This window comes from Ruegeria sp. CDSC085 (assembly GCF_059610465.1).
In genome coordinates this window covers 1-18,452 of record NZ_JBXWNR010000004.1, presented here as the reverse complement: position 1 = coordinate 18,452, position 18,452 = coordinate 1, and the positions used below count along the sequence as shown (strand labels likewise).

Sequence of the window (18,452 nt, the reverse complement as noted above, 5' to 3'; positions counted from 1 at the left end):
GTCTCATTGCCGGCTACGATCACTAATTAGTATTTTCAATATGTGTGTTGATTAAGTCCGCAAGAGTACAACTGCCTTTTTCGCCAACGTCTGATCTGACGCATGAGCTGCCGTTGAGACCACACGCCATCTATTAGCCGAGAGCCAAGTTTTCGATATCTTTTCCTAAGCAATGCTACAGAATTCCTATTGAACGTTTAGCTGGCGATACACAAAGCTTCGAACGCGCCTTGGCCGAAAAAAGATGAAAAAGACTTTTTCTTTAGGGAAAATAGGCAATGTTTAACGAAACTGCAGAAGAAGAAATTGAAAAAAGCGCGTCGTGTATCAAGTCAGTTAATGGCTACGGTTACGATGGTCGTTTTGATATATCCATATGGGAATACAGAGGAAATTTCTTCGTCACTGCTCAAGAATATGATCGAAGCCCGATCTTTTCTAAGCGGAAGGATGCTGAGAATTGGCTGGAGGACATAGCGCAAGCCAATCCTTACGACGAAGACCTAGATTATTAGGGTGAAGACCTAAGGACTGACTCCAACCTCGACGGCAGCTTCTACCGGCACCGGACGTTCGTCGAAATCGCCGCTATGTCCGAGTCGCGGACTTTACGGCAGTTCTAAACTTTCGAATAGTCCCTAAAAAAGACCTCCCGGTGCCGCCACTCACTATAATCTCCGGGAGGCAACCAGACGGATCTGGCGAATGCGCGAGCAACAGAGGTAATACAAATTTGCCACGCATGCGAATACTTGAACCTAAAATATAACAATTCAAGGAATTTTGCGCGCGCCAAAAAGATTGCTCTCGCGTGCTTGAGAATTTCTTGCTTATTCCGGCCTACACGTCCGCGTCAGAAAACGTGGCTGCACTGTGCAATTGGTAGGTTACGAACTTGGACAATGCCGTAAAGAACTAGCGTTCATGCTAACTTAGCTGACTATCCGCGGCCAACCGCACATTCGACTTAGTCTGGCTAGTCCCATGGTCAGCCTAAATCCCCGCGTTGCCTATCATCCCAGATAACGGTGACGCGGGGAACTTTGATCCACCCCGCGATCCTTGGCGTAATTTAGTTACCCCGAAACTAACGCCCGCGTTGTTCACATGGTCCCCCCTGTTGAACGCGGGTTTTTTGGGGATGAGGGGGTAACGAGTTTTCTGTCACCAATGGCCGACCGAACCTTTTAATTCTGGTTCGGTCGGTAATGAGACGTTCGGTGCTGAACGTCGCGCTTATTGAATCAAATGAAGAGCCGCGGCACAATTATTTAGGGTTGAAGGTTTGCTTGCGAAACTCGCGTTCAGCGCCTATCGTCATATTCTTATTCTGCAATAATATTATGGGAGAGATTCTATGAAATCGCTGACCAAGACTTTTGTTGTGGCTGCTGTTCTTGCATGTGGAGCAACAATCGGACATGCCAAAGACAAGAACATTCTGCCGAAAGACAATGCGGAATTCGCAAACTATGGCGAGGAATCTGGCTGGAATATCTTTGTGGACAAGAGCCGAAATACCTGCCTGATTGAAAGGGTGGATGAGAATACCAACGTTGTGCAAATGGGTCTGACGCCAGACAAGGATTTCGGCTATCTGGGTGTATTCACCAAGGCGGACATCGAGTTTAAGGATGACAAGGTAGAGCTGCTCATGGACAACAAATTGTACTATGGCGATACAACAGCAGCACCGCCCAATTTGGCAGACGGGTACAAAGGCGGTTATCTCCTTGCTAACAATCCTGATTTCGTCACAGACGTGATGGAACGCGAAACGATGATTGTAATGCCGGAGTCCAACTTTGCCTTCGAAATTAGTCTTGCTGGCACAAAAAAGGCGATAGAAGCGGCGCGTGAGTGCAATGCTTCTCTGACCAACTAATCTGTGTCGATACTTCAAGGCCGTTCACTTTGTGGGCGGCTTTGTTTGTGGCGGCGCGAACCCTGAGTATCAAGGAAGACTGTAAGCCTGACGAACGTGCTTTCGACCCGGTTGTAGCGTTTCTAGGATCGCTTGTCGTACTCCGCCTACCGCATTTCTGTTTCCGGCGGGGGACCCAAGCGCGTACTCGGAGCGCCTCATCAGAAACGGAACCTTTAAAGTCTGTTCTAAGTTCGTCCTATGGACCCAAGAAGAGCTTGATGAAATGGTGGCCCAAAGGTCATCCAGCTCGCGATGTAATGCTGAAATCTCTCGGTGCAGTTCCAGTCCAACGTTTGAATGCCGTCGAAAAAGCCGCTTGGTTAGCGTAGCCGAGAGCGAATGATATTTCCGAAAGTGTCATCCCATCTTTCATGAGCGTTTTTGAAAGGTCGAACCGCAACTCGTCCACGATTGTACGAAAACTGGTGCCATCGTCTTTGAGGCGACGTGCGAAAGTACTGGCGCTCATGCCAAGGCTGGACGCCACATCATTGGCTGAAAGCATCTTCGACGGTAGGGATTTCGTGAGCAGCCCTTCTACTTGTGATCGAAGCGCCATTTTGTTCCTAGGACGCTCTACTAGGAGCCGATCCCCGTACTCCGTCAGGTGCTCTCTCAACCTCAAATCGTACGTGGGAATGGGTAGGTCCAAAGTCGAATGGGACAAAATGATCTCAAGGCTCTCGGCTCCGAAAACGACTGGAAATCCGGCGAGTTTCTCAAACTCCCGCGCCGAATTTCGCACTTCATGATCAAAACGGAGTTCAATAGGGTAAAAAGCCGACTGAGTAATGTGCCTCATTCGAGACAGTACACCAAATAACAAAAATTCTGTGTGGCGGTGATATTTGGAATAGCCTGCGTCCTTCCATGAGACTTCGAAGGATGCTGCGTTGCTGGAAAGCTTCAGAGCATAGAATACAGCAGGGTCGATGATTTCGTGAAACTTAGAGGTATTTTCGATCGCGGCCCTAAGGTCTTTGGAATACTTACTTATGTATCCAGTGACGCTATTCGATACTTTCCAACATAGTCCAGCTTTGGCTCCAAAGGTGATGTCGCCTAATGCGTCGCAGGCCTCCCGTACAATTTTTGCTTCTGTTTCGTAGTCGAAGAGTTTTGCCTGTTCGGCATCGCGACGGGATATTCCACATTTGATAAGGATCTTGTTCACGGTTTCCCGATCACATCCCTCTTTTTCCATGGCGCTGATCAAATGCCTTAGTCGAGCAGCATCGATTTTCATAGTTGGACACTCACCTTTGAAATCTTGGGAATTTTAATCAGCTGAGGCGGGTTTCGAATGATTTTTTGTGGCTGCAAACCTTTTGAGTCTGAAGCCGTGTCTTATCTGTCATGCTTTGCGAACAGCCTACGTCCAGGCAGGTTCTGTAAGTGCTCCGATCCGAAGCCTGCCGTAGGAAATGTGTATGGGCTATTTTTTGACAAAGTACGACCGGTGCCAGAAATCGGTTCCTGAGGCGGTCCAAGCGCTCTGAAACCCGCCGGTCTCATCGGTTGAAAAAGTCTTTAGAGCGGCTGTCTTCTCGAAATTTGAAGGCCATCTCAGCAAAGCGGACCAAAAAAGGTTGTATGACCAATGTCCGCAAAAATCTGACATTTTCTCACAAGCGACCCATACATCGCGACGTTATTTGCACGTCAGCGTGAATAACACTGTCGAATGATTATGTAGCGATTTGAATTGAATAAGAGTTTGGAGCACGAGCTAGTCATGACGAAAACCCAGGACCGCTTAACAGCCGAGGAAGCAAAGGGGCTTCGGACGGCAAAGGAACTCGAAAGTCATCTGGCCTGGCTAGACACGTTCACGCCTGCAGCTCTTGGTGCATTGGCAATCGCATCCGGTATTTACACCTATCTTGGTGTGTCCTCCTTACTCGAAGAAAATGGCGCAATTTCCTTCTTCGCAGCCGTCGCATATTCAATCGCCGTGTCAGTCGGTATTTTCGTTTTCTGGAGCTACATGCTTCGGCTTCTACCTTCGATGCGCACCGCCAGCGGTTTCATCGGCTTGACCATTTCCACGATGGTGGGCTCCGTCGCCATTATTGCCATGTCCAGCTGGCTCAACGCGGCCGCTCTTGCTGGTTCGGCCGCGGTCGAGCAACACCTGGAGAACACGGTGCGCGACTACCAGGCAGCATTGGAACAGGCACACGATATAGCTCTCAGTGGTCAAGCGCTTGGTCGCGAGGTCGAGCGCGCACGTCAGAGTTTTGAAGAACTGGCGGAACTCGAGCAATCCGGCGACCTTTCGGGCACGGCAGGTAGAGGCGCAGTTTTCCGTGTCCTGACCCAGAAGGCCGAAGAACTCCGTAACCTTGAGGACCAGATCACTGCCCAGCAGGAGCCTATCGAGGAGGCGTTCCAGCAAGGCAATGAAATCCTAGCTAAGATGCGGGAATTAACTGTGGCTCCGGGCCCTGTCGATCGCCGTTCGGTGCAGTTTTCTGAGGAAAGTGTGAAGCTTGCCGGTGTCATCTCACGTCTCAACCAATACAGCGTGGCGCCGTTGGTTGCCCGTGCCGCTGAGGATCTACCGTCTTCGGTCGTACTCCCTGAACTCGACGGACGGAGTTCTGACGTGCGGGATGCACAGTCTTCTACTATCAACTCGGTCCTCAACGCACTGGACCAGCGTAGTAAGACGCTCAAGAACGCCGCCGACGAGGTCCTCGATATGGAACCGCCCATTGAGACGGCCTACAATCCGATCTCCAGCGCCGACGCTGTCATCAAATACGCCTACAATTTTGTTCCGTCCTGGGCTGGAGCCATCGCCATCGACCTTTTGCCTGCAGTCCTGGTATTCGTGCTGGCAATCACCCAGGCCGCCATCCGCAGCGGTAAGGACGGCATGAGCATCGAGGACACGCTGACCTTGTACGATCTGAGAGCCGCTATGAATGCCATGAAGGACGTCGAAGCAACGATGGGCGTAGCTGACGCAGCGATCCTCGAACGCGCGACGCCCAAGAAAGACGACGCTTGATGGGTATCCTATCCCGCTTGGACCCTCGCACAGGGCTGCGATACGTCCTGATACTTCAGTTTGCTATCGCGTGTGTTCTTATTGCTTCTGACGTCGCTGGGTTTGTCTCGATACCCTTCAGAGAGAAGGTGGTGTTGCCAACCGGACCCGTGTCACCGGGCGACCAACGTCGTGAGTACCGGACGGACCGCACCGACCCGACATTGCTGCCTCAGGAGGGACCACTGGATTTGCCAGTGCCAGAGAACTTTTCTGACAGGCTCGACTTCAGCGAACAAGATGTCGATGGCCTGGGACGAGTACTGTTGTTGAGCGGTCAGATAGAGGAGGGCGACGCAGATCGTTTCGCTACACACCTATCCGAGATGCAGGATAAGCCCGACCTCGTTGCCCTTCACAGTCCCGGTGGCATCGTGTCCGAGGCGTTGTCGATTGGTAAGCAAGTCCGCGAAGCCGAGCTTTCGTCAGCCGTTCTCGCTGGAGCAGTCTGCATGTCGTCGTGCCCATATATTCTGGCTGGCGGTCAGGAGCGCGTTGTCTCGCTCAGCGGCATCGTGGGCCTTCATCAGCATTACTACGAGCAGCCTCGCCTTATCCCGGTCGTCTTCGCAGTCGAGGGCATTCAGAAAGGGCAAGGCGAGACGATGCAGCATCTCATCGACATGGGAGTAGACCCAGCACTCATGCTGTACTCCCTCAACACGCCGCCTGAACAAATCTACGCGCTTATCGAGGAAGAGCTCGTGGATACACGCATAGCCACTCAAATCATCGACTAACACCCAATACCGAGGACCTGACTTTGTTCAAGAGACTGACCACAGCCCTGGCATTAGTTGCCACAACCGCTACGGCCGCTGGCGTCCAGGTGCGCGACGCCGATACGATAGTTGTGGATGGCACGCCCGTACGACTGCAGGGAGTTGATGCACCCGAACTGGGAACTGCGGCGGGGCGCGATGCGCGACGTTGGATGGTCAACTACCTTCGCGGCAAAGCGGTTGAGTGCCAATTGACCGGTGAGCGGACATACGACCGGTACGTAGGCGTTTGCTATGTCGACGGGCAGGATATTGGTGCTGCTGTAATCGCAGCGGGCCACGCTCTGGACTGTGCACGGTACAGTGGTGGTCGTTATCGAGATCTCGAAACACCTGCGGCCATGTCGCGGCTGAACCGTGCGCGCTACTGTTGAACCGCTTAGAAAAGAGTTTGCGCGCCTACCTCCTTCGCAATTGGATTCTCAAATGAATGCTGCGATGAGTCCCATTGGCGTCTTTTAGCTGTTTGATTTGAAATTTGACTACAATTCAAAGAATTGTGGATCTTTTGAAAAAGTCACTTCACCCAACGGCACCCAAATCACTTGTAGAATTGGGAGAAGTGAGATGGTTCACACGTATTGGAAAGGGGCGCTAGCTCTTTCGGTTTCGGGGTTGCTTTCGGTGGCTACTTCTGCCTTTGCCGTGACGCAGGAGTTTCATGGAGAAGTAGCAGGGTGGAGCTTTGTCAGCAGGCACTACAATGAAGAATCGGGAGATCCGTATACTGGTGTAATCTGCTCGATGACAGCTGAGACATCAGATGGTGACGCAGCTGGATTGCAGTGGGGCGCAACCGACGACGGTGAGCCGCAACTCCGGTTTTGGCACTCCTTTGGAGACGAAACACATACAGAGCATCTGCTGTTCGACGATGGCGAAGGTCAAATCCCGGTCATTCACTACTCAGATGATGAGTTTCAGTACTTCTACGTTGTTTCGAGCGATTTCGGGACGGCGAGAAATGCGCGTGAATTCTATTCGCTCTTTGCCGGCAGTAACAAGATTTCGACTTCAGGCCATTATTTGACGTTGCCCGGCACGAGTGCGGCTTTGAAGTCCGAATACTTCAATGAATGCATGGGTTACAACTTTTTCGAAGTAGAGCTCTCGGCGTTTGGGTTGGACCACATTCCCTCTTATGAAGATCGACCAGGCTATGCTTCGAAGTCTCCTCAACCTGAGGAAACCAACGAACTGGATTTCATTGTCACCTATGTGGAGGAAAAAGACGAAATCTGGTTCAGTGGTGACTTAAATAGGGACTCGATGCGGGAAGTGGTTTCGCTGGTTGTCAAACATGAACCAACCCGGTTGGTCATTCAAAACAGCCCAGGCGGTCTCGTCTACGATGCAACCATGGCAGCTGGTGTACTGAATCGATATCAAATCGACACACACGTCGAGGGAGCTTGTCTATCTGCGTGTGTCATTCTCTACGCTGGTGGACATGAGCGGACGGCAGCAGCAGATGCTCGTTTCGGTATCCACCAGATGTCTGGGGGAACCATCGCGTCAACTCAAGAGAGTTTTTCGAGGATTGACGACCTCTTTCTCACCGCCGGCGTGGACAGTCGCTTGCTCTTCGAAATGATGCGGATCGAAGCAGACGACATGAAGTATCTGAACGTCCTAGAAGCGAGCGCTTACGGGTTGGTCAACTAGTCGGACCGTCAATCATACCTAGAGTGCTTTTCAGCTTCTTTGCGCAAAAACAGGTTTTCGGATCATCATGGTCAGATTACATTGACGCAAATCTTTAAGAAATTGACAAGAAAACAAAAGCCGAAATTGGGCATCCGAAACAAGTAGGAATCAAATACTATCAATTGGTTGAGTGCCTGAATGTGTTGGGGGTGCAACCTTTGTGAAGCATCCCGTGGCGTGACGCCTCGTCGATCGTTGTTGCGTCGGCGACTTCCCGCTAGGGGTGATTTGCAAATTTAAATGGAGTTTTGACGTGGAAGAGATCACAGCTGTTGGTAGTGCGATCAAAGACCTGATCCTCACAATTGCGGAATATCTGACAGAAGACTGGACGCCGGGTTTCGTGGCAGGTGTTCTGCTCGCGTCCATGGTCGTTTTTTTGGCTGCGTGGTCTTTTCGCGTCGTACGCCGCACCCGTGCAGTTTCTCAATTTCAGCGCATCTTCCTGGGTCAAAAAAACGCTGATGATGGAGCTGTGAATTTCGAGGAGCTGTCGGCTCAGATAGAAAGAAACTCGAAGGGGCGGGCTTCCAGATCGCTTGCAACGGCATGGGGCGAGTACGGCGAAACGATCATTCACTACAAAGGTCTGGCCAGAAACTCGGTGCGTCCCTCATACTTTTTCAACGTAGACGATTTGGCGTTCGGACCAGGGTTCTTCCGAATTTTACCGAACCTCTTCGTCACGATTGGATTGTTCTTCACCTTCTTAGGATTGATTGCGGCGTTGAATACGATGACGGGGAAAGCAATTGACGACGCTGCAATAAGTGACCTGTTGTCAGTCGCGTCCGCGAAATTCATCATGTCTCTCACTGGACTATTGTGTTCGATCGTGTTCACGGTGGCTTTGCGCGTAGGCAACGGAAAGATCGAAGGGGCAGTTCATGCATTGAGCGGCCTCATTGAAGACAATCTGAGTTTTGTGAGCCAGGAAGAGCTTGCCGTTCGACAACTCAATATCGCCGAGGAACAGCGCGACAACTTGAGAACCGTCGGGATGGAACTCGTCAGCGAACTTACAGCACAATTGAAGGACGGTATCTCTGGCCCGATCGTCGAGTCCATAAACGACAAGATGGATGAAATCGTAACGCGCTTGCAGGATGGCTTGCCCAAAGCACTAGCCGAAGAAATAGCAGGCAAACTTGAAGGTATCAGTAAGGATATCGGGCGAGCTGGCAGCGATGGTCTGACCGACGTCGTCGAAGGCTTGTCGAAGACTTTGACCGGAAACGTAACGGGCGCTTTGCAAGACTCAGGACGACATCTTTCAGAAGCGGCAGCGAAGATTGGTGAGCTGGCAGATCGGCTGGATGATAGTTCCGGGAAAATGGGATCTGGCATGGAGAGCGCGATTGGACAAATGACTTCGGCTGTCCAGGATCTCCGGAACTCGGCGGTATCGTCTGCAGATTCCACGCGAGAAGTTCTAAACCAGGGTGCAAACTCGCTCCTGAGCAGCATGAATGACTCGCTTGATCGGATCAGTGACAACACCAAAGAAGGTGCTGCGGCGATGCTGTCAGCGGCCAACGAGATGAAATCTGCCGCTGAGCAATTCGGAGCGGAACTCAAAACAGCGACGGAAACGGGCGCCGCAACTGCGGAAGCCACGATCAACGAAGCAAGTGCAGAAGCCGCGTCGAAAATTCAGGCGGCGGGAGCGAGTGTCACCGAATTGGTGGAAGAAGGTCGCGACGAGGTTCTTGCTCCGCTGAACGAAATGGTGAGTTCGCTCAAGACGATGACTGAAGAGTTGGGCAACGGTGCGCAAAAGATGCAGCATATGTCCGACAGCGTTGGCAGGGGCGCCGGAGCCGTTACCGAAGCTTCCGATAGCTTCAAAGCTGCTTCCAACGGTCTTCTGGCCGCTGCAGCACCGATCGAGGTTTCGACGTCCAGGATCGAGACGGCTACAGCCAACCTAGATCGTAACGTTGATGCGACTGCCCAAACCGTTTTGAAAGCTGCCAAACAAACAGCTGAAATCGCCAGCGAGACAATGGAACGAGCTCGTGACGTCCTAGATGGAAAGCGTCGTGGGATCGAAGATGCTCTGGAAGGTGTCCAAGCCGTCGTACGAGAAATGACGGGGCAGGGCGAACGCTTGGATGACATTGACGAGAAATTGGGACGCGCGTTCGAGACGTACAACCAGAAAGTTGAAGAGGCTCTCGGATCGATCAAGACCTATGTCAGTGAAGTGCAGGGTAAATTCGGTGAAGGTATCGATCAGCTTCAGGCCGTCGTCGATCAAGCCGAAGACTTCGCTCCGCAATCCCGGAGCGCATCATGAAGCACGCTCAAATCAGGCGATCCGTAGCGGAAGAGGAAGAGTCAGCCTTCGTATCGATGACCGACATGACAGTCAGCGTCTTGTTCATCGTGATCATCCTGCTCGCGTTTTTCGCCCGTTTCTACGGCAACCAAGAACCTGACGCGGTTCCTCGATCGACATATGAGGTCGTCAAACAAGAAAGAGATACCGCAGTCTCTTCGTTGGAAAGCGTTCAAACAAAACTAAAGCTTTTAGAAGCGGAGCTCTCAGACGTTTCGAGAGAACGTGATGAGTTGATAAAAAAAGTGAATCGCCTAACAGCCAAGGTCCTGAGCCAGGACCTGCTGATCAAAGATCTTCAAAACGAAATCAAAGCAAAGAACCTAAAAATATCCGATCTCGAGACACAGCTTAAGATGCTTCAGCGTCAAATGCGGGATCCATTGGAGAATTATATCGCGCAAGCTGACGCTACGCGGATCAAGGTTCTCAAGGAGATCGAAGCGCGCCTCAAAGTAGACTTTCCCGAGCTCGAAGTAAAAGTGAACGAAAGAAACGGCGCTTTGCAGTTCAAGGGGGAAGGCCTTTTTGGCAAGGGAGCCCGAGAGCTTCTACCCGCAAAAAGAGCCGTCATGCAGCGTGTGGGATCGATGATGGACGAAATTCTGCCTTGCTACACATTTGGCGACAACAGCTTCTGGCAGGAAGGGTGCAATCCTGCCTTTGCCGTAATAGAGGCTATCCAGATCGAAGGGCACACGGATAGCGAGGGCGGCGAGTTATACAACTTGCGCCTTTCAAACGATCGGGCGGTTTCCGCATTTTCGACGATGACCTCGGAAGCGCCGAGGTTGATCTCACATCTCAATCTTCGCGAGCAGCCGGTGATCTCAGTTGCTGGATACGGTGAATATAGACCGATTGCTTCGAACCAGACCCGCGCTGGAGAGGACGAAAACCGACGAATTGATCTTCGGATCATAATGTTCTCGCCCGCGAGTACGGAACAAATCGATGACTTGAAATCCAGACTTCACTCTGCTGCGGGAGGCGGGAATGAGACTCAGTGAGGTTTTCGCGCAGAGAATCGAACCGACTTCTGTCGTTCTCCCGGCCCCGAAGCGCCTGGAAACCGCCGTAAATCGTGTGCTGAAGCGATGGCCAGATGTATTTGCTGAGCCCTCTGAGAACGACCGCGAAACCTTGGTCGCAGAATTGAAGCGTAGACTGGATGATTGGTCGTGGAGCGGCGCAAAGATTTCGTTCGTGAACCAAGCATCCATAGCGCTCTTTGATCGTGAGCGGAGGTCTCGGCCGGATCTCGAGCATGTTCGAAAGTTTTACTATGAAGAAGCCGCCACGAACCACAGTCGGACATTTTTGGGAAACGCGGTGCAGGTCTACATTGGTAGCTTCGTCAAAGGAGCAGTTCACACACGTCGACTGTCTGAAGCTCTTACAAACCAAATTCCGTATCTCAGTGGACGTTCCAGGAAACTGTTGAAGAGTTTCCCAGCATTCTTCGATTCCAATAGAATTGCTATGGAAGTTGCGTCTCGCATGAAGGATGTGGAACGTCCTTTCCAAGAATTGAAGAGTTTAGGCTTCAACAAGCCACATGCACCGGGGTTGCTTGACCACGCGCATCTAGAATTTCTTGAGATATTGGATCTCAGAACTCATACCGATATCGAGAAACTATTCCATTGGCTGCATCCGGATGGCCAGTTGGCGAAACAAAGCGGGGCGTCAGAAGCAATCGAAGCATTGTTGGCGCCTTGGCTCGATGAAGAGCCCAAAGAAGACGTCAAAAGGTTCCTGATCGACCACCTAACCGAAAGCTACGGCGACATCCGGATCAATCCTGGAAGCGCTTGGATAAACGTAAGCGAACAAGCAAAGCAAGTACTGCTCCGTTGGTTGACCGGCGAGAGTATGCGGTTTCTCTTCGATGTCCTCACAGACACGCAAGATAGCCATATGTGGAGCGAAAGAAGGCGTTTCTGGATGGATCAATACGACAGGGGAAATATTTCTGCTGCCTGGGTGGCTTTTGATCTAAGGGGACACAAGCTCGCTCGCAAGAACCTTGGCCGTGAAAAAAACCTTCCGTTTGGACGCCAGGTGTCTCACGCGAACGACGACGGGAACAAGTCTTTGCTCATCATGAAGGTGGGCCAAAGGATCATCGTCGAAGGAACTTACAATTTCAAAGTCCACATCTATGCAAAAAACGATCCTGAAGCACCGAAGTTGTATCAGCCCAAATACGATTGTGCGGACATACGACACGATAGAAGAAAACGAGTCAGTTCTGGATTTGTTAAAATCGGCCCAGAGGAGCGAAAAATGCACCTCGGTGATTGGCAGGGTTACTTGCGTACCCGGTATCCGGAGATGTTTTGATGGAGTTCGAATTTTCCTATGACGACGCAAAAGTCATTTTGCGTCCCAAGTCTCAGCGCGCTGGATTTCTTTCTTTGTTCGGAAAGAATGTGCCAGTCTCACTGAACCATCTCGACCCCAAAGAGCGGCAGGTCGCCTTTGCCATAGGTGACTTGAGGGCCATAGAGGCCGAACACCCTGGTTCGATTGTGATCCATGACGATCGCGTAGAGTTGACACATGACGGTGCGGCGCTGGTAGGTGCCAAGTCTGGTCAAATCTTGGGGCTTCCACCGCTTGTAGATCTTGAGCTCCACACCGATGCAGAAGGGATCGTGGGGTCCGACCATTTTCGGCTTCACTACGAATGGCAATACCAGGGGAGAACAATAGAGCCCAAGCGAACTGGTGCATTCCTGAATACGGCTCGAGGAGTTCAACGAGTTCCTAGTTGGATGCTTGGAGCGATCCGTATCGCTGACTGCTTCAACCCCAATGAGGACGAGGTCGATCACTGGACGGCTCTTGCACGTTTCAGGAAAGCTCTCGTTCCAGAAGAGGAAATCGGCGCGAACACGGAGATGTCCAACTTTCTTTCTGGACTAAAAGTGAGTCTGGCCGACAGTTTTTCGATTTCCCCGATTGAGAAAGGTGAGTACTTGGACTTCGCGCCTGTGCCTTTCGCAACTGATACTCTATCGCAAAGTGAAGGCGACGAAGTGATCGAAGAAGCTGCGTCTGAGCTTGATGAAAGAGAGCTGTCCGTTTTTCAGGATCGTTTCCAAAGATCAGGCGCCCTTCCTTCCTACAAAACGGGTGACAAGAGTTACCTGGTCGTCGATCCTTCAGCCAAAGTGACGCTCGAAGTGATGGAAGAGAAGAAAAGAGCAACCGCCTTTGAGAGGGCGGAGTTCGTCAAAAACCCCAAGCCAGCGATCACCGCGGCGATTCAGGAAGACCTCGAAAAGCGCGGGGCATTGGCGGGGTTGAATGATGCGCAAGTTCAAGAGGCAATCGAAACCGCGACGGGTGCGACTTTCGTGGAGACGCGTGAGTATTCAGAGCGTGTGATCGGTATCGGCAAGTGGAAGCGACCGGAGCTCGGGGATGACTGGTCGAATGGCACAGAATGGATGCCGGAGGGACTGTCTCGGAGTGTCGTGGACCGTATTCTGGAAAAAAACCTGAAGCAGACAGAATCCGTTCTCGAAGAGATGAAAGCAGCTGCAGCCAGGGGAGACGCAAAGATAGACGTCGACGGGCAAGCGGTTCCAGTCAACTCGTCGACGATCAAGTCGGTCGAAAGCAGGGTGGAGCAGCTTCGCAAAGAACAAGACAAGACAGACGGTTCAGGTGAGGATGAAGGAAGCCGCGACCAAACCACGTCAGCCACTGACTGCGATCCAATCGTCGTTCAAACCAAGCACAATTTCGGGAAAATCGAATGGCGCCCAGATAGGAACAAACGTGACGCCTTTGTAGAGAAACGCGTTCCTGACCTCATATCCACACCATTGAAGGAGCATCAGACGAAGAGTTTCGAATGGTCTCTGGAGGCTTGGAGTGAAGGTCTTCCAGGTATTCTGAATGCAGATGAACAAGGGTTGGGAAAAACGCTTCAAACGCTTTCATTTCTAACCTGGCTCAAGACCAACATGGCGCACCGGGACAACAAGGCGCGTCTGCCCATTTTGGTGGTTGCGCCAACGTCACTTCTGGAAAACTGGGAAGAAGAGGTTTCCAAGCATATCGGTGGTGATGGGCTCGGTTTCATTTACAGACTTTACGGCAATTCCATCGCTGGGTTTAAGAGGAAGTCAGGCTCTGGAAAAGACACCGACAAGGGCCAGGACACTCTCAATTTCGATGCCCTCCATGAAGCGATAGAGGATGGTAGAGGCGACAGAGTATGGATTCTGACGACCTACACGACGATGACGAACTATCAGCACTCTTTGGCGAAGATACCGTTTTCGTGCGCCGTATTCGATGAAATCCAGAATATCAAAAACCCCGGCACTTTGGCCGCCGCATCAGCGCGCGCAATTCGCGCGGATTTTCGGATAGGATTGACTGGGACACCGATCGAAAACGTGAGTGGAGACCTGTGGTCCATCATGGATCAGCTCGTTCCAGGTGCCTTGGGTAGTCTTCGCGAATTCAACGATGTCTTTGGTTCTCCAAACGAAGAAAACATGAGCCAACTTCATCAACTGGTGTTCAAGCAGCAGGACGACGGCAATGGGGCGCCGGTTCCACCGATGGCGATACGCCGGGTCAAGGAAGAAGCGGCAAAGGATTTGCCGAGCAAAACTCGGATGCTCCACCCACGTCTGATGCCGGAGCTTCAAGCAACAGTCTACGATGCCGCTCGTTTGAACCTCGCGAAAGGTGGACTCGGAGCCAGGCTCGCAATGATACATCACATTCGGACCGTTTCGGTGCATCCCAATATCGAAGGCAACGAAACAGGAGAGAGTTTTGTTAATTCTTCGGCGAGACTGGAGGCAACATTTGAGATCCTGGATCGGCTCGCATCGAAAGGTGAACGAGCATTGGTTTTCATCGAAAACATCAAGATGCAGTATCGTTTCGTCGAATTGATCAAACAAAGGTATCAGCTGCCCCGCGTAGATATCATCAACGGAAAAACACCGATCAAGCAACGCCAGGCTATCGTAAATCGTTTTCAGCGCCATCTCGTCGACGACAAAGGCTTCGACTTGTTGGTATTGGGGCCCAAGGCGGCAGGAACCGGCCTGACTTTGACCGCGGCTACACATGTCATTCATTTGTCACGTTGGTGGAACCCTGCAGTAGAAGAGCAATGCAACGATAGGGTTCACAGGATCGGGCAAACCAAACCAGTAGAGATTCATGTGCCGATGGCAATCCATCCGGGTTACCGAGAAGGCTCATTCGACTGCCTATTGCACAGTCTCATGCAACGAAAACGAAAGCTGGCGAGTTCCGCTCTTTGGCCGCTCGCAGATAGTAGAGGCGATGCGGCTTTGCTTCAAAGCGGGTTGACCGAGATCGAGATCAATACTGGCGGTGAGCCTTTGGAGAGCGCCATGATCGCTATGTTCGAAAGAGATGGCGCTTCGCTCCCTCAAGCAAAGCCCGATGGTTCTTTAGTATTTTCATGAGAGCGTAGCGGAATGGGCTGAGCCAATGTCCAGGCAGCGATTTCGAAAGTTACATCGTGTTATCAGGGTGCTCGCGTCGAGCGGCAACACACGCGGTAAGAGGGATAAAGTAGTGGCCGAATGGGAAGACGACTTGAATTATTTGGATCAAGAATGGAAATCAAAATGTACCTCATAGCAGCTCAACTTGTTTGACATATATAGGTTCGGCGCAAATCAAACTCCCTGATCAGTGACCCTGCCGCCGACCATCGATGGTTCGAATTACGGATATCTAAAATCACGCTAAGGCATTGGAACTTTCGAAAGGCAGTCGAGCAAACGGCCACCATCTCGCCCGTCCTTCCACGCCGACATGAGATCCCTCCGGATTTCGAGCATGACCCCGTCCAGTGCTCCCACATCGATCACACCCGCATACGGAGTGTTCATGCCCACTTCATAACCGAACGCTTCGAAATGAACCTTCAAAGAGGCAAGCTAGGCCTCTGAGGTGACACCGTCCGAGAACCCCAAATCTATTTCAGGTCTAGGAGCGTCGCGATCCGCCTCTACCGCCCATGCTGACAATGGGTAGCTGTGAAAGTCGATGAGGTAACCCGACTTCGCCGCTGTACTGAGCGCGTCCCAATGGGGGTCGTAAAATTGCTTCTTTAGGTCCAATCGGTTTTCGGGGCTCAAATCTTTGCGCATCCTTTGACCATCATGGGTGTGGGTATAGATCATGCCGCGACCGACATTTGCCATGACTTCTAGCTCGTCGTCGGCATATCTCTCCACGTCCAAAACGATGCGCGAGACTTTCGCTTCGATGATCGTGGCAGCAGGGAATGCAGCAGCAGCCAATTCGTCTGTCCATAAATCAGCAGACTCCGCCGCCTCTGCAATGAGTTGCTCATCCCTCAACAAGTATTGCGACTTCACCTCCGTGGGTATGGTCAGTGATGCGTGCGGAACGTGAATGATGAGATTAGGGGACTGTTGCATCGGTTCGAACTCCCTTGGAGCTTCTATTTGGACTGTGAAGGCCGCTCCAGCCGAGCAATGATCTCTTCAAGGCGATTCACGCGCTCCGAAAGAGTGGGTCGCGTATGTGCCATTGGCGCGTCGTCATCTATACCTTTGGCGACAGGGGGTGGTGGCGGCCAGTACCCCGTTTCCTTGAGATATGATTCGACAGCTCCTGCAATCACACCGTTTCTGGTCTCGTCCGGGTTTTCAGAAAGATAGTGTTCGAGCGCTTGTAGTCGGCGTGCTCCAAGCCGGATCGATATGGGTTTGTCTTCCATTTCAAGGCCTTATTCAGTATAATACAATTTCTTTGTACACGTATTACATTTTTTCTTGCAATGCGTATTACGTAATACTATCTATGTGTCATCCGGGCAATGGTGCTGATGCATCTGGCGGTGCATTGGATGCAACGGCCTGGTGATCCAAAGAAACAGCATTGCGGGACCACTCGTGATCCAATTGCCTGCGAGCAATAGAGATTGGACGAGCTGCGACCGCAATTGACGAATTGGGGCCCGGACGCGGGTTCTTAGGCCGTGCGCCGAACAACCGTTTGCATGGGACGGTAAGGCGGCTGCAGAGCCATGGTGGCTCGTTGGGGGCCGTGTAAGGCGGCTTCCGAGTGTCGGGGTAACTCTAACCCGGCTGCAGGTTCCCTCGCTGGCACGAGGGTTGTGGGTGATCCTTAGTCCCACCGGTCGCCATAATTTGGCGGGACAAAGAAATGAAACTTGAAAGCCTTGGGCAATTCACCAAACGACGTAATCGCGTCGCCAAACATAACCGGTCGATGATGTCGAAGGCGTATTTGACCAGACGTAAGAAACGGTTGGCAAGGACCCGAGCTCGCAACTCAAGACGCCAGCCAAATGCATCCTGCATTGGTCGGCTCGGATATCGTCCGTTGCGGCAACGCAAATTGGAGCGTGAATCGGATCACTCTCTGTTGAAGCTGCTCATGCAGGTCGAGAAAGAAGAAACAAGGAACAAGCCGAGGGGATGATCCCCTCTCGGTTGCGGTGCATCGAACGGCGGCATGCCAGTGCCGTAAGATGGCTGTGGGTCGTCGTGACCCTGTCTACGTGGTTAATCACCATGGCGACAAGCCCATGGGTAACTCCATGGTGCAGGCTCCGGGTACGCGAGGCAAGGACCAGCGCCCGGTTGAGGGTAACCATTCCCTCCCGCATTCAATTTAATGAAATCGAAGTTTTCAAGGAGCGAGTACATGTCGAACAATACCCCAATCGGACTAGCAACGGTTATCATCATGCGAGTGTCCGTTGTCAGGGATTTTGGGACAGATGGCTGCCTGAGCTAAGAGAGGATCTGGCGCATCTGGTTGGTTTGATTATGCGGCGGTTTTGCGGTGAAGCAAGCGCCTGGTTTCGATTGTCTTTTGTTTGATTCTTTCTCGCTGCTTTAGAATGGTCTGCCCGCGTCCGAAGTAGACATCAGCGGGCGTGAGGTTTTGTAAGCTTTCGTGGTAACGCCGGTGATTGTAGTGATCGACGAAAGCATCGATCTGCTGCTTGAGGTCGCCGGGCAGATAGTAGTTTTCCAGCAAGATGCGGTTCTTCAGGGTCTGATGCCAGCGCTCGATCTTCCCCTGAGTTTGCGGGTGATATGGGGCACCTCGAACATGATCCATCTGCCGATCCTCCAGCCAATCAGCCAACTCGCTGGAGATGTAACTGGACCCGTTGTCGCTGAGCAGCCGTGGTTTGTGCAGAACCGTCGCCTGATCACAACCCGAAGCCTGTAACGCCAAGTCGAGCGTGTCGGTCACATCGCCCGACTTCATGGTCGTGCAGAGCTTCCAGGCGATGATGTAGCGGCTGTAGTCATCGAGGATGGTCGACAGATAGAACCAGCCCCAGCCGAAGACCTTCAGGTAAGTGAAGTCGGTCTGCCAGAGTTGGTTCGGCCGAGTGGTTTTGTCGTGGAACTCGTCGGCCGCCGATAGAACCACATAGGCCGGGCTGGTGATCAGGTCGTAGGATTTGAGGATGCGATAGACGGAAGCCTCTGAGACAAAGTACTTTTCTGTGTCGGTGAACTGCACGGCCAACTCACGCGGCGACAGTTCGCTCTCCTTCAGAGCCAAGTCCTTGATCTTCTCACGCATCGGCTGTGGAATGCGGTTCCAGAC

Annotated in this window: 16 protein-coding genes; 10 read left to right on the top strand and 6 right to left on the bottom strand. The window is 52.0% G+C overall.

Features of this window, described 5'->3' with window-relative positions; all coding sequences use genetic code 11:
- Positions 1-278 precede the first annotated feature (278 nt).
- The gene (locus AC2FJB_RS07990; RefSeq protein ID WP_496718075.1) at positions 279-515 is read left to right on the top strand and encodes a hypothetical protein; all 237 of its coding nucleotides are present in this window, start codon (positions 279-281) and stop codon (positions 513-515) included.
- Between the two features lie 842 nt (positions 516-1,357).
- Positions 1,358-1,885: a hypothetical protein gene (locus AC2FJB_RS07985; RefSeq protein ID WP_496718076.1), complete on the top strand. Its 528-nt coding sequence runs from the start codon at positions 1,358-1,360 to the stop codon at positions 1,883-1,885.
- 280 nt (positions 1,886-2,165) lie between these two features.
- Here AC2FJB_RS07985 and AC2FJB_RS07980 read toward each other — a convergent pair whose 3' ends face one another.
- Positions 2,166-3,173, bottom strand: a complete 1,008-nt coding sequence (locus AC2FJB_RS07980; protein WP_496718078.1) for a helix-turn-helix domain-containing protein — start codon at positions 3,171-3,173, stop codon at positions 2,166-2,168.
- Between the two features lie 489 nt (positions 3,174-3,662).
- Here AC2FJB_RS07980 and AC2FJB_RS07975 point away from each other — a divergent pair, with 489 nt between their 5' ends.
- From AC2FJB_RS07975 to AC2FJB_RS07940, 8 genes are all read left to right on the top strand, one after another.
- Positions 3,663-4,943: a hypothetical protein gene (locus AC2FJB_RS07975; RefSeq protein WP_496718080.1), complete on the top strand. Its 1,281-nt coding sequence runs from the start codon at positions 3,663-3,665 to the stop codon at positions 4,941-4,943.
- A gap of 134 nt (positions 4,944-5,077) precedes the next feature.
- Positions 5,078-5,722, top strand: a complete 645-nt coding sequence (locus AC2FJB_RS07970; RefSeq protein ID WP_496718081.1) for a COG3904 family protein — start codon at positions 5,078-5,080, stop codon at positions 5,720-5,722.
- Positions 5,723-5,745: 23 nt separating this feature from the next.
- Entirely contained in the window at positions 5,746-6,138 is a 393-nt protein-coding gene (locus AC2FJB_RS07965; RefSeq protein WP_496718083.1) for a thermonuclease family protein, read from the top strand.
- A gap of 193 nt (positions 6,139-6,331) precedes the next feature.
- The gene (locus tag AC2FJB_RS07960; protein ID WP_496718085.1) at positions 6,332-7,429 is read left to right on the top strand and encodes an ATP-dependent Clp protease proteolytic subunit; all 1,098 of its coding nucleotides are present in this window, start codon (positions 6,332-6,334) and stop codon (positions 7,427-7,429) included.
- Between the two features lie 295 nt (positions 7,430-7,724).
- Entirely contained in the window at positions 7,725-9,770 is a 2,046-nt protein-coding gene (locus tag AC2FJB_RS07955; RefSeq protein WP_496718086.1) for an anti-phage protein ZorA-like protein, read from the top strand.
- Positions 9,767-10,822, top strand: a complete 1,056-nt coding sequence (locus AC2FJB_RS07950) for an OmpA family protein (protein WP_496718088.1) — start codon at positions 9,767-9,769, stop codon at positions 10,820-10,822. The genes AC2FJB_RS07955 and AC2FJB_RS07950 overlap by 4 nt, the downstream gene beginning before the upstream one ends.
- On the top strand, positions 10,809-12,158 hold the full coding sequence (locus tag AC2FJB_RS07945; protein WP_496718089.1) for an EH signature domain-containing protein: 1,350 nt from the start codon (positions 10,809-10,811) through the stop codon (positions 12,156-12,158). Before AC2FJB_RS07950 ends, AC2FJB_RS07945 begins: the two co-directional genes overlap by 14 nt.
- Positions 12,158-15,286 (top strand): DEAD/DEAH box helicase, encoded by a 3,129-nt coding sequence (locus AC2FJB_RS07940; RefSeq protein ID WP_496718090.1) that lies wholly within the window; start codon positions 12,158-12,160, stop codon positions 15,284-15,286. The genes AC2FJB_RS07945 and AC2FJB_RS07940 overlap by 1 nt, the downstream gene beginning before the upstream one ends.
- Before the next feature lie 285 nt (positions 15,287-15,571).
- On the opposite strand, the gene AC2FJB_RS07935 is transcribed toward AC2FJB_RS07940, so the two are convergent.
- The 5 genes from AC2FJB_RS07935 to AC2FJB_RS07915 all read right to left on the bottom strand — a co-directional run.
- Positions 15,572-15,718, bottom strand: a complete 147-nt coding sequence (locus AC2FJB_RS07935; protein WP_496718091.1) for a hypothetical protein — start codon at positions 15,716-15,718, stop codon at positions 15,572-15,574.
- Between the two features lie 48 nt (positions 15,719-15,766).
- Positions 15,767-16,273: an N-formylglutamate amidohydrolase gene (locus tag AC2FJB_RS07930; protein ID WP_496718092.1), complete on the bottom strand. Its 507-nt coding sequence runs from the start codon at positions 16,271-16,273 to the stop codon at positions 15,767-15,769.
- Positions 16,274-16,296: 23 nt separating this feature from the next.
- Positions 16,297-16,575: a hypothetical protein gene (locus tag AC2FJB_RS07925; RefSeq protein WP_496718094.1), complete on the bottom strand. Its 279-nt coding sequence runs from the start codon at positions 16,573-16,575 to the stop codon at positions 16,297-16,299.
- A gap of 681 nt (positions 16,576-17,256) precedes the next feature.
- Complete coding sequence (locus AC2FJB_RS07920) at positions 17,257-17,478, bottom strand: hypothetical protein (RefSeq protein WP_496818102.1); 222 nt, start codon at positions 17,476-17,478, stop codon at positions 17,257-17,259.
- A 173-nt stretch (positions 17,479-17,651) separates the two neighbouring features.
- On the bottom strand, positions 17,652-18,452 hold an 801-nt coding region (locus AC2FJB_RS07915), incomplete at its 5' end, for an IS3 family transposase (RefSeq protein WP_496718096.1).

What these genes read in the sequence shown, in the direction of transcription:
- AC2FJB_RS07990 (WP_496718075.1), top strand. Translation starts at nt 279, where the DNA reads ATGTTTAACGAAACTGCAGAAGAAGAAATTGAAAAAAGCGCGTCGTGT.
- AC2FJB_RS07985 (WP_496718076.1), top strand. Translation starts at nt 1,358, where the DNA reads ATGAAATCGCTGACCAAGACTTTTGTTGTGGCTGCTGTTCTTGCATGT.
- AC2FJB_RS07980 (WP_496718078.1), bottom strand. Translation starts at nt 3,173, where the DNA reads ATGAAAATCGATGCTGCTCGACTAAGGCATTTGATCAGCGCCATGGAA.
- AC2FJB_RS07975 (WP_496718080.1), top strand. Translation starts at nt 3,663, where the DNA reads ATGACGAAAACCCAGGACCGCTTAACAGCCGAGGAAGCAAAGGGGCTT.
- AC2FJB_RS07960 (WP_496718085.1), top strand. Translation starts at nt 6,332, where the DNA reads ATGGTTCACACGTATTGGAAAGGGGCGCTAGCTCTTTCGGTTTCGGGG.
- AC2FJB_RS07950 (WP_496718088.1), top strand. Translation starts at nt 9,767, where the DNA reads ATGAAGCACGCTCAAATCAGGCGATCCGTAGCGGAAGAGGAAGAGTCA.
- AC2FJB_RS07945 (WP_496718089.1), top strand. Translation starts at nt 10,809, where the DNA reads ATGAGACTCAGTGAGGTTTTCGCGCAGAGAATCGAACCGACTTCTGTC.
- AC2FJB_RS07940 (WP_496718090.1), top strand. Translation starts at nt 12,158, where the DNA reads ATGGAGTTCGAATTTTCCTATGACGACGCAAAAGTCATTTTGCGTCCC.
- AC2FJB_RS07935 (WP_496718091.1), bottom strand. Translation starts at nt 15,718, where the DNA reads ATGAACACTCCGTATGCGGGTGTGATCGATGTGGGAGCACTGGACGGG.
- AC2FJB_RS07930 (WP_496718092.1), bottom strand. Translation starts at nt 16,273, where the DNA reads ATGCAACAGTCCCCTAATCTCATCATTCACGTTCCGCACGCATCACTG.
- AC2FJB_RS07925 (WP_496718094.1), bottom strand. Translation starts at nt 16,575, where the DNA reads ATGGAAGACAAACCCATATCGATCCGGCTTGGAGCACGCCGACTACAA.
- AC2FJB_RS07920 (WP_496818102.1), bottom strand. Translation starts at nt 17,478, where the DNA reads ATGGTTACCCTCAACCGGGCGCTGGTCCTTGCCTCGCGTACCCGGAGC.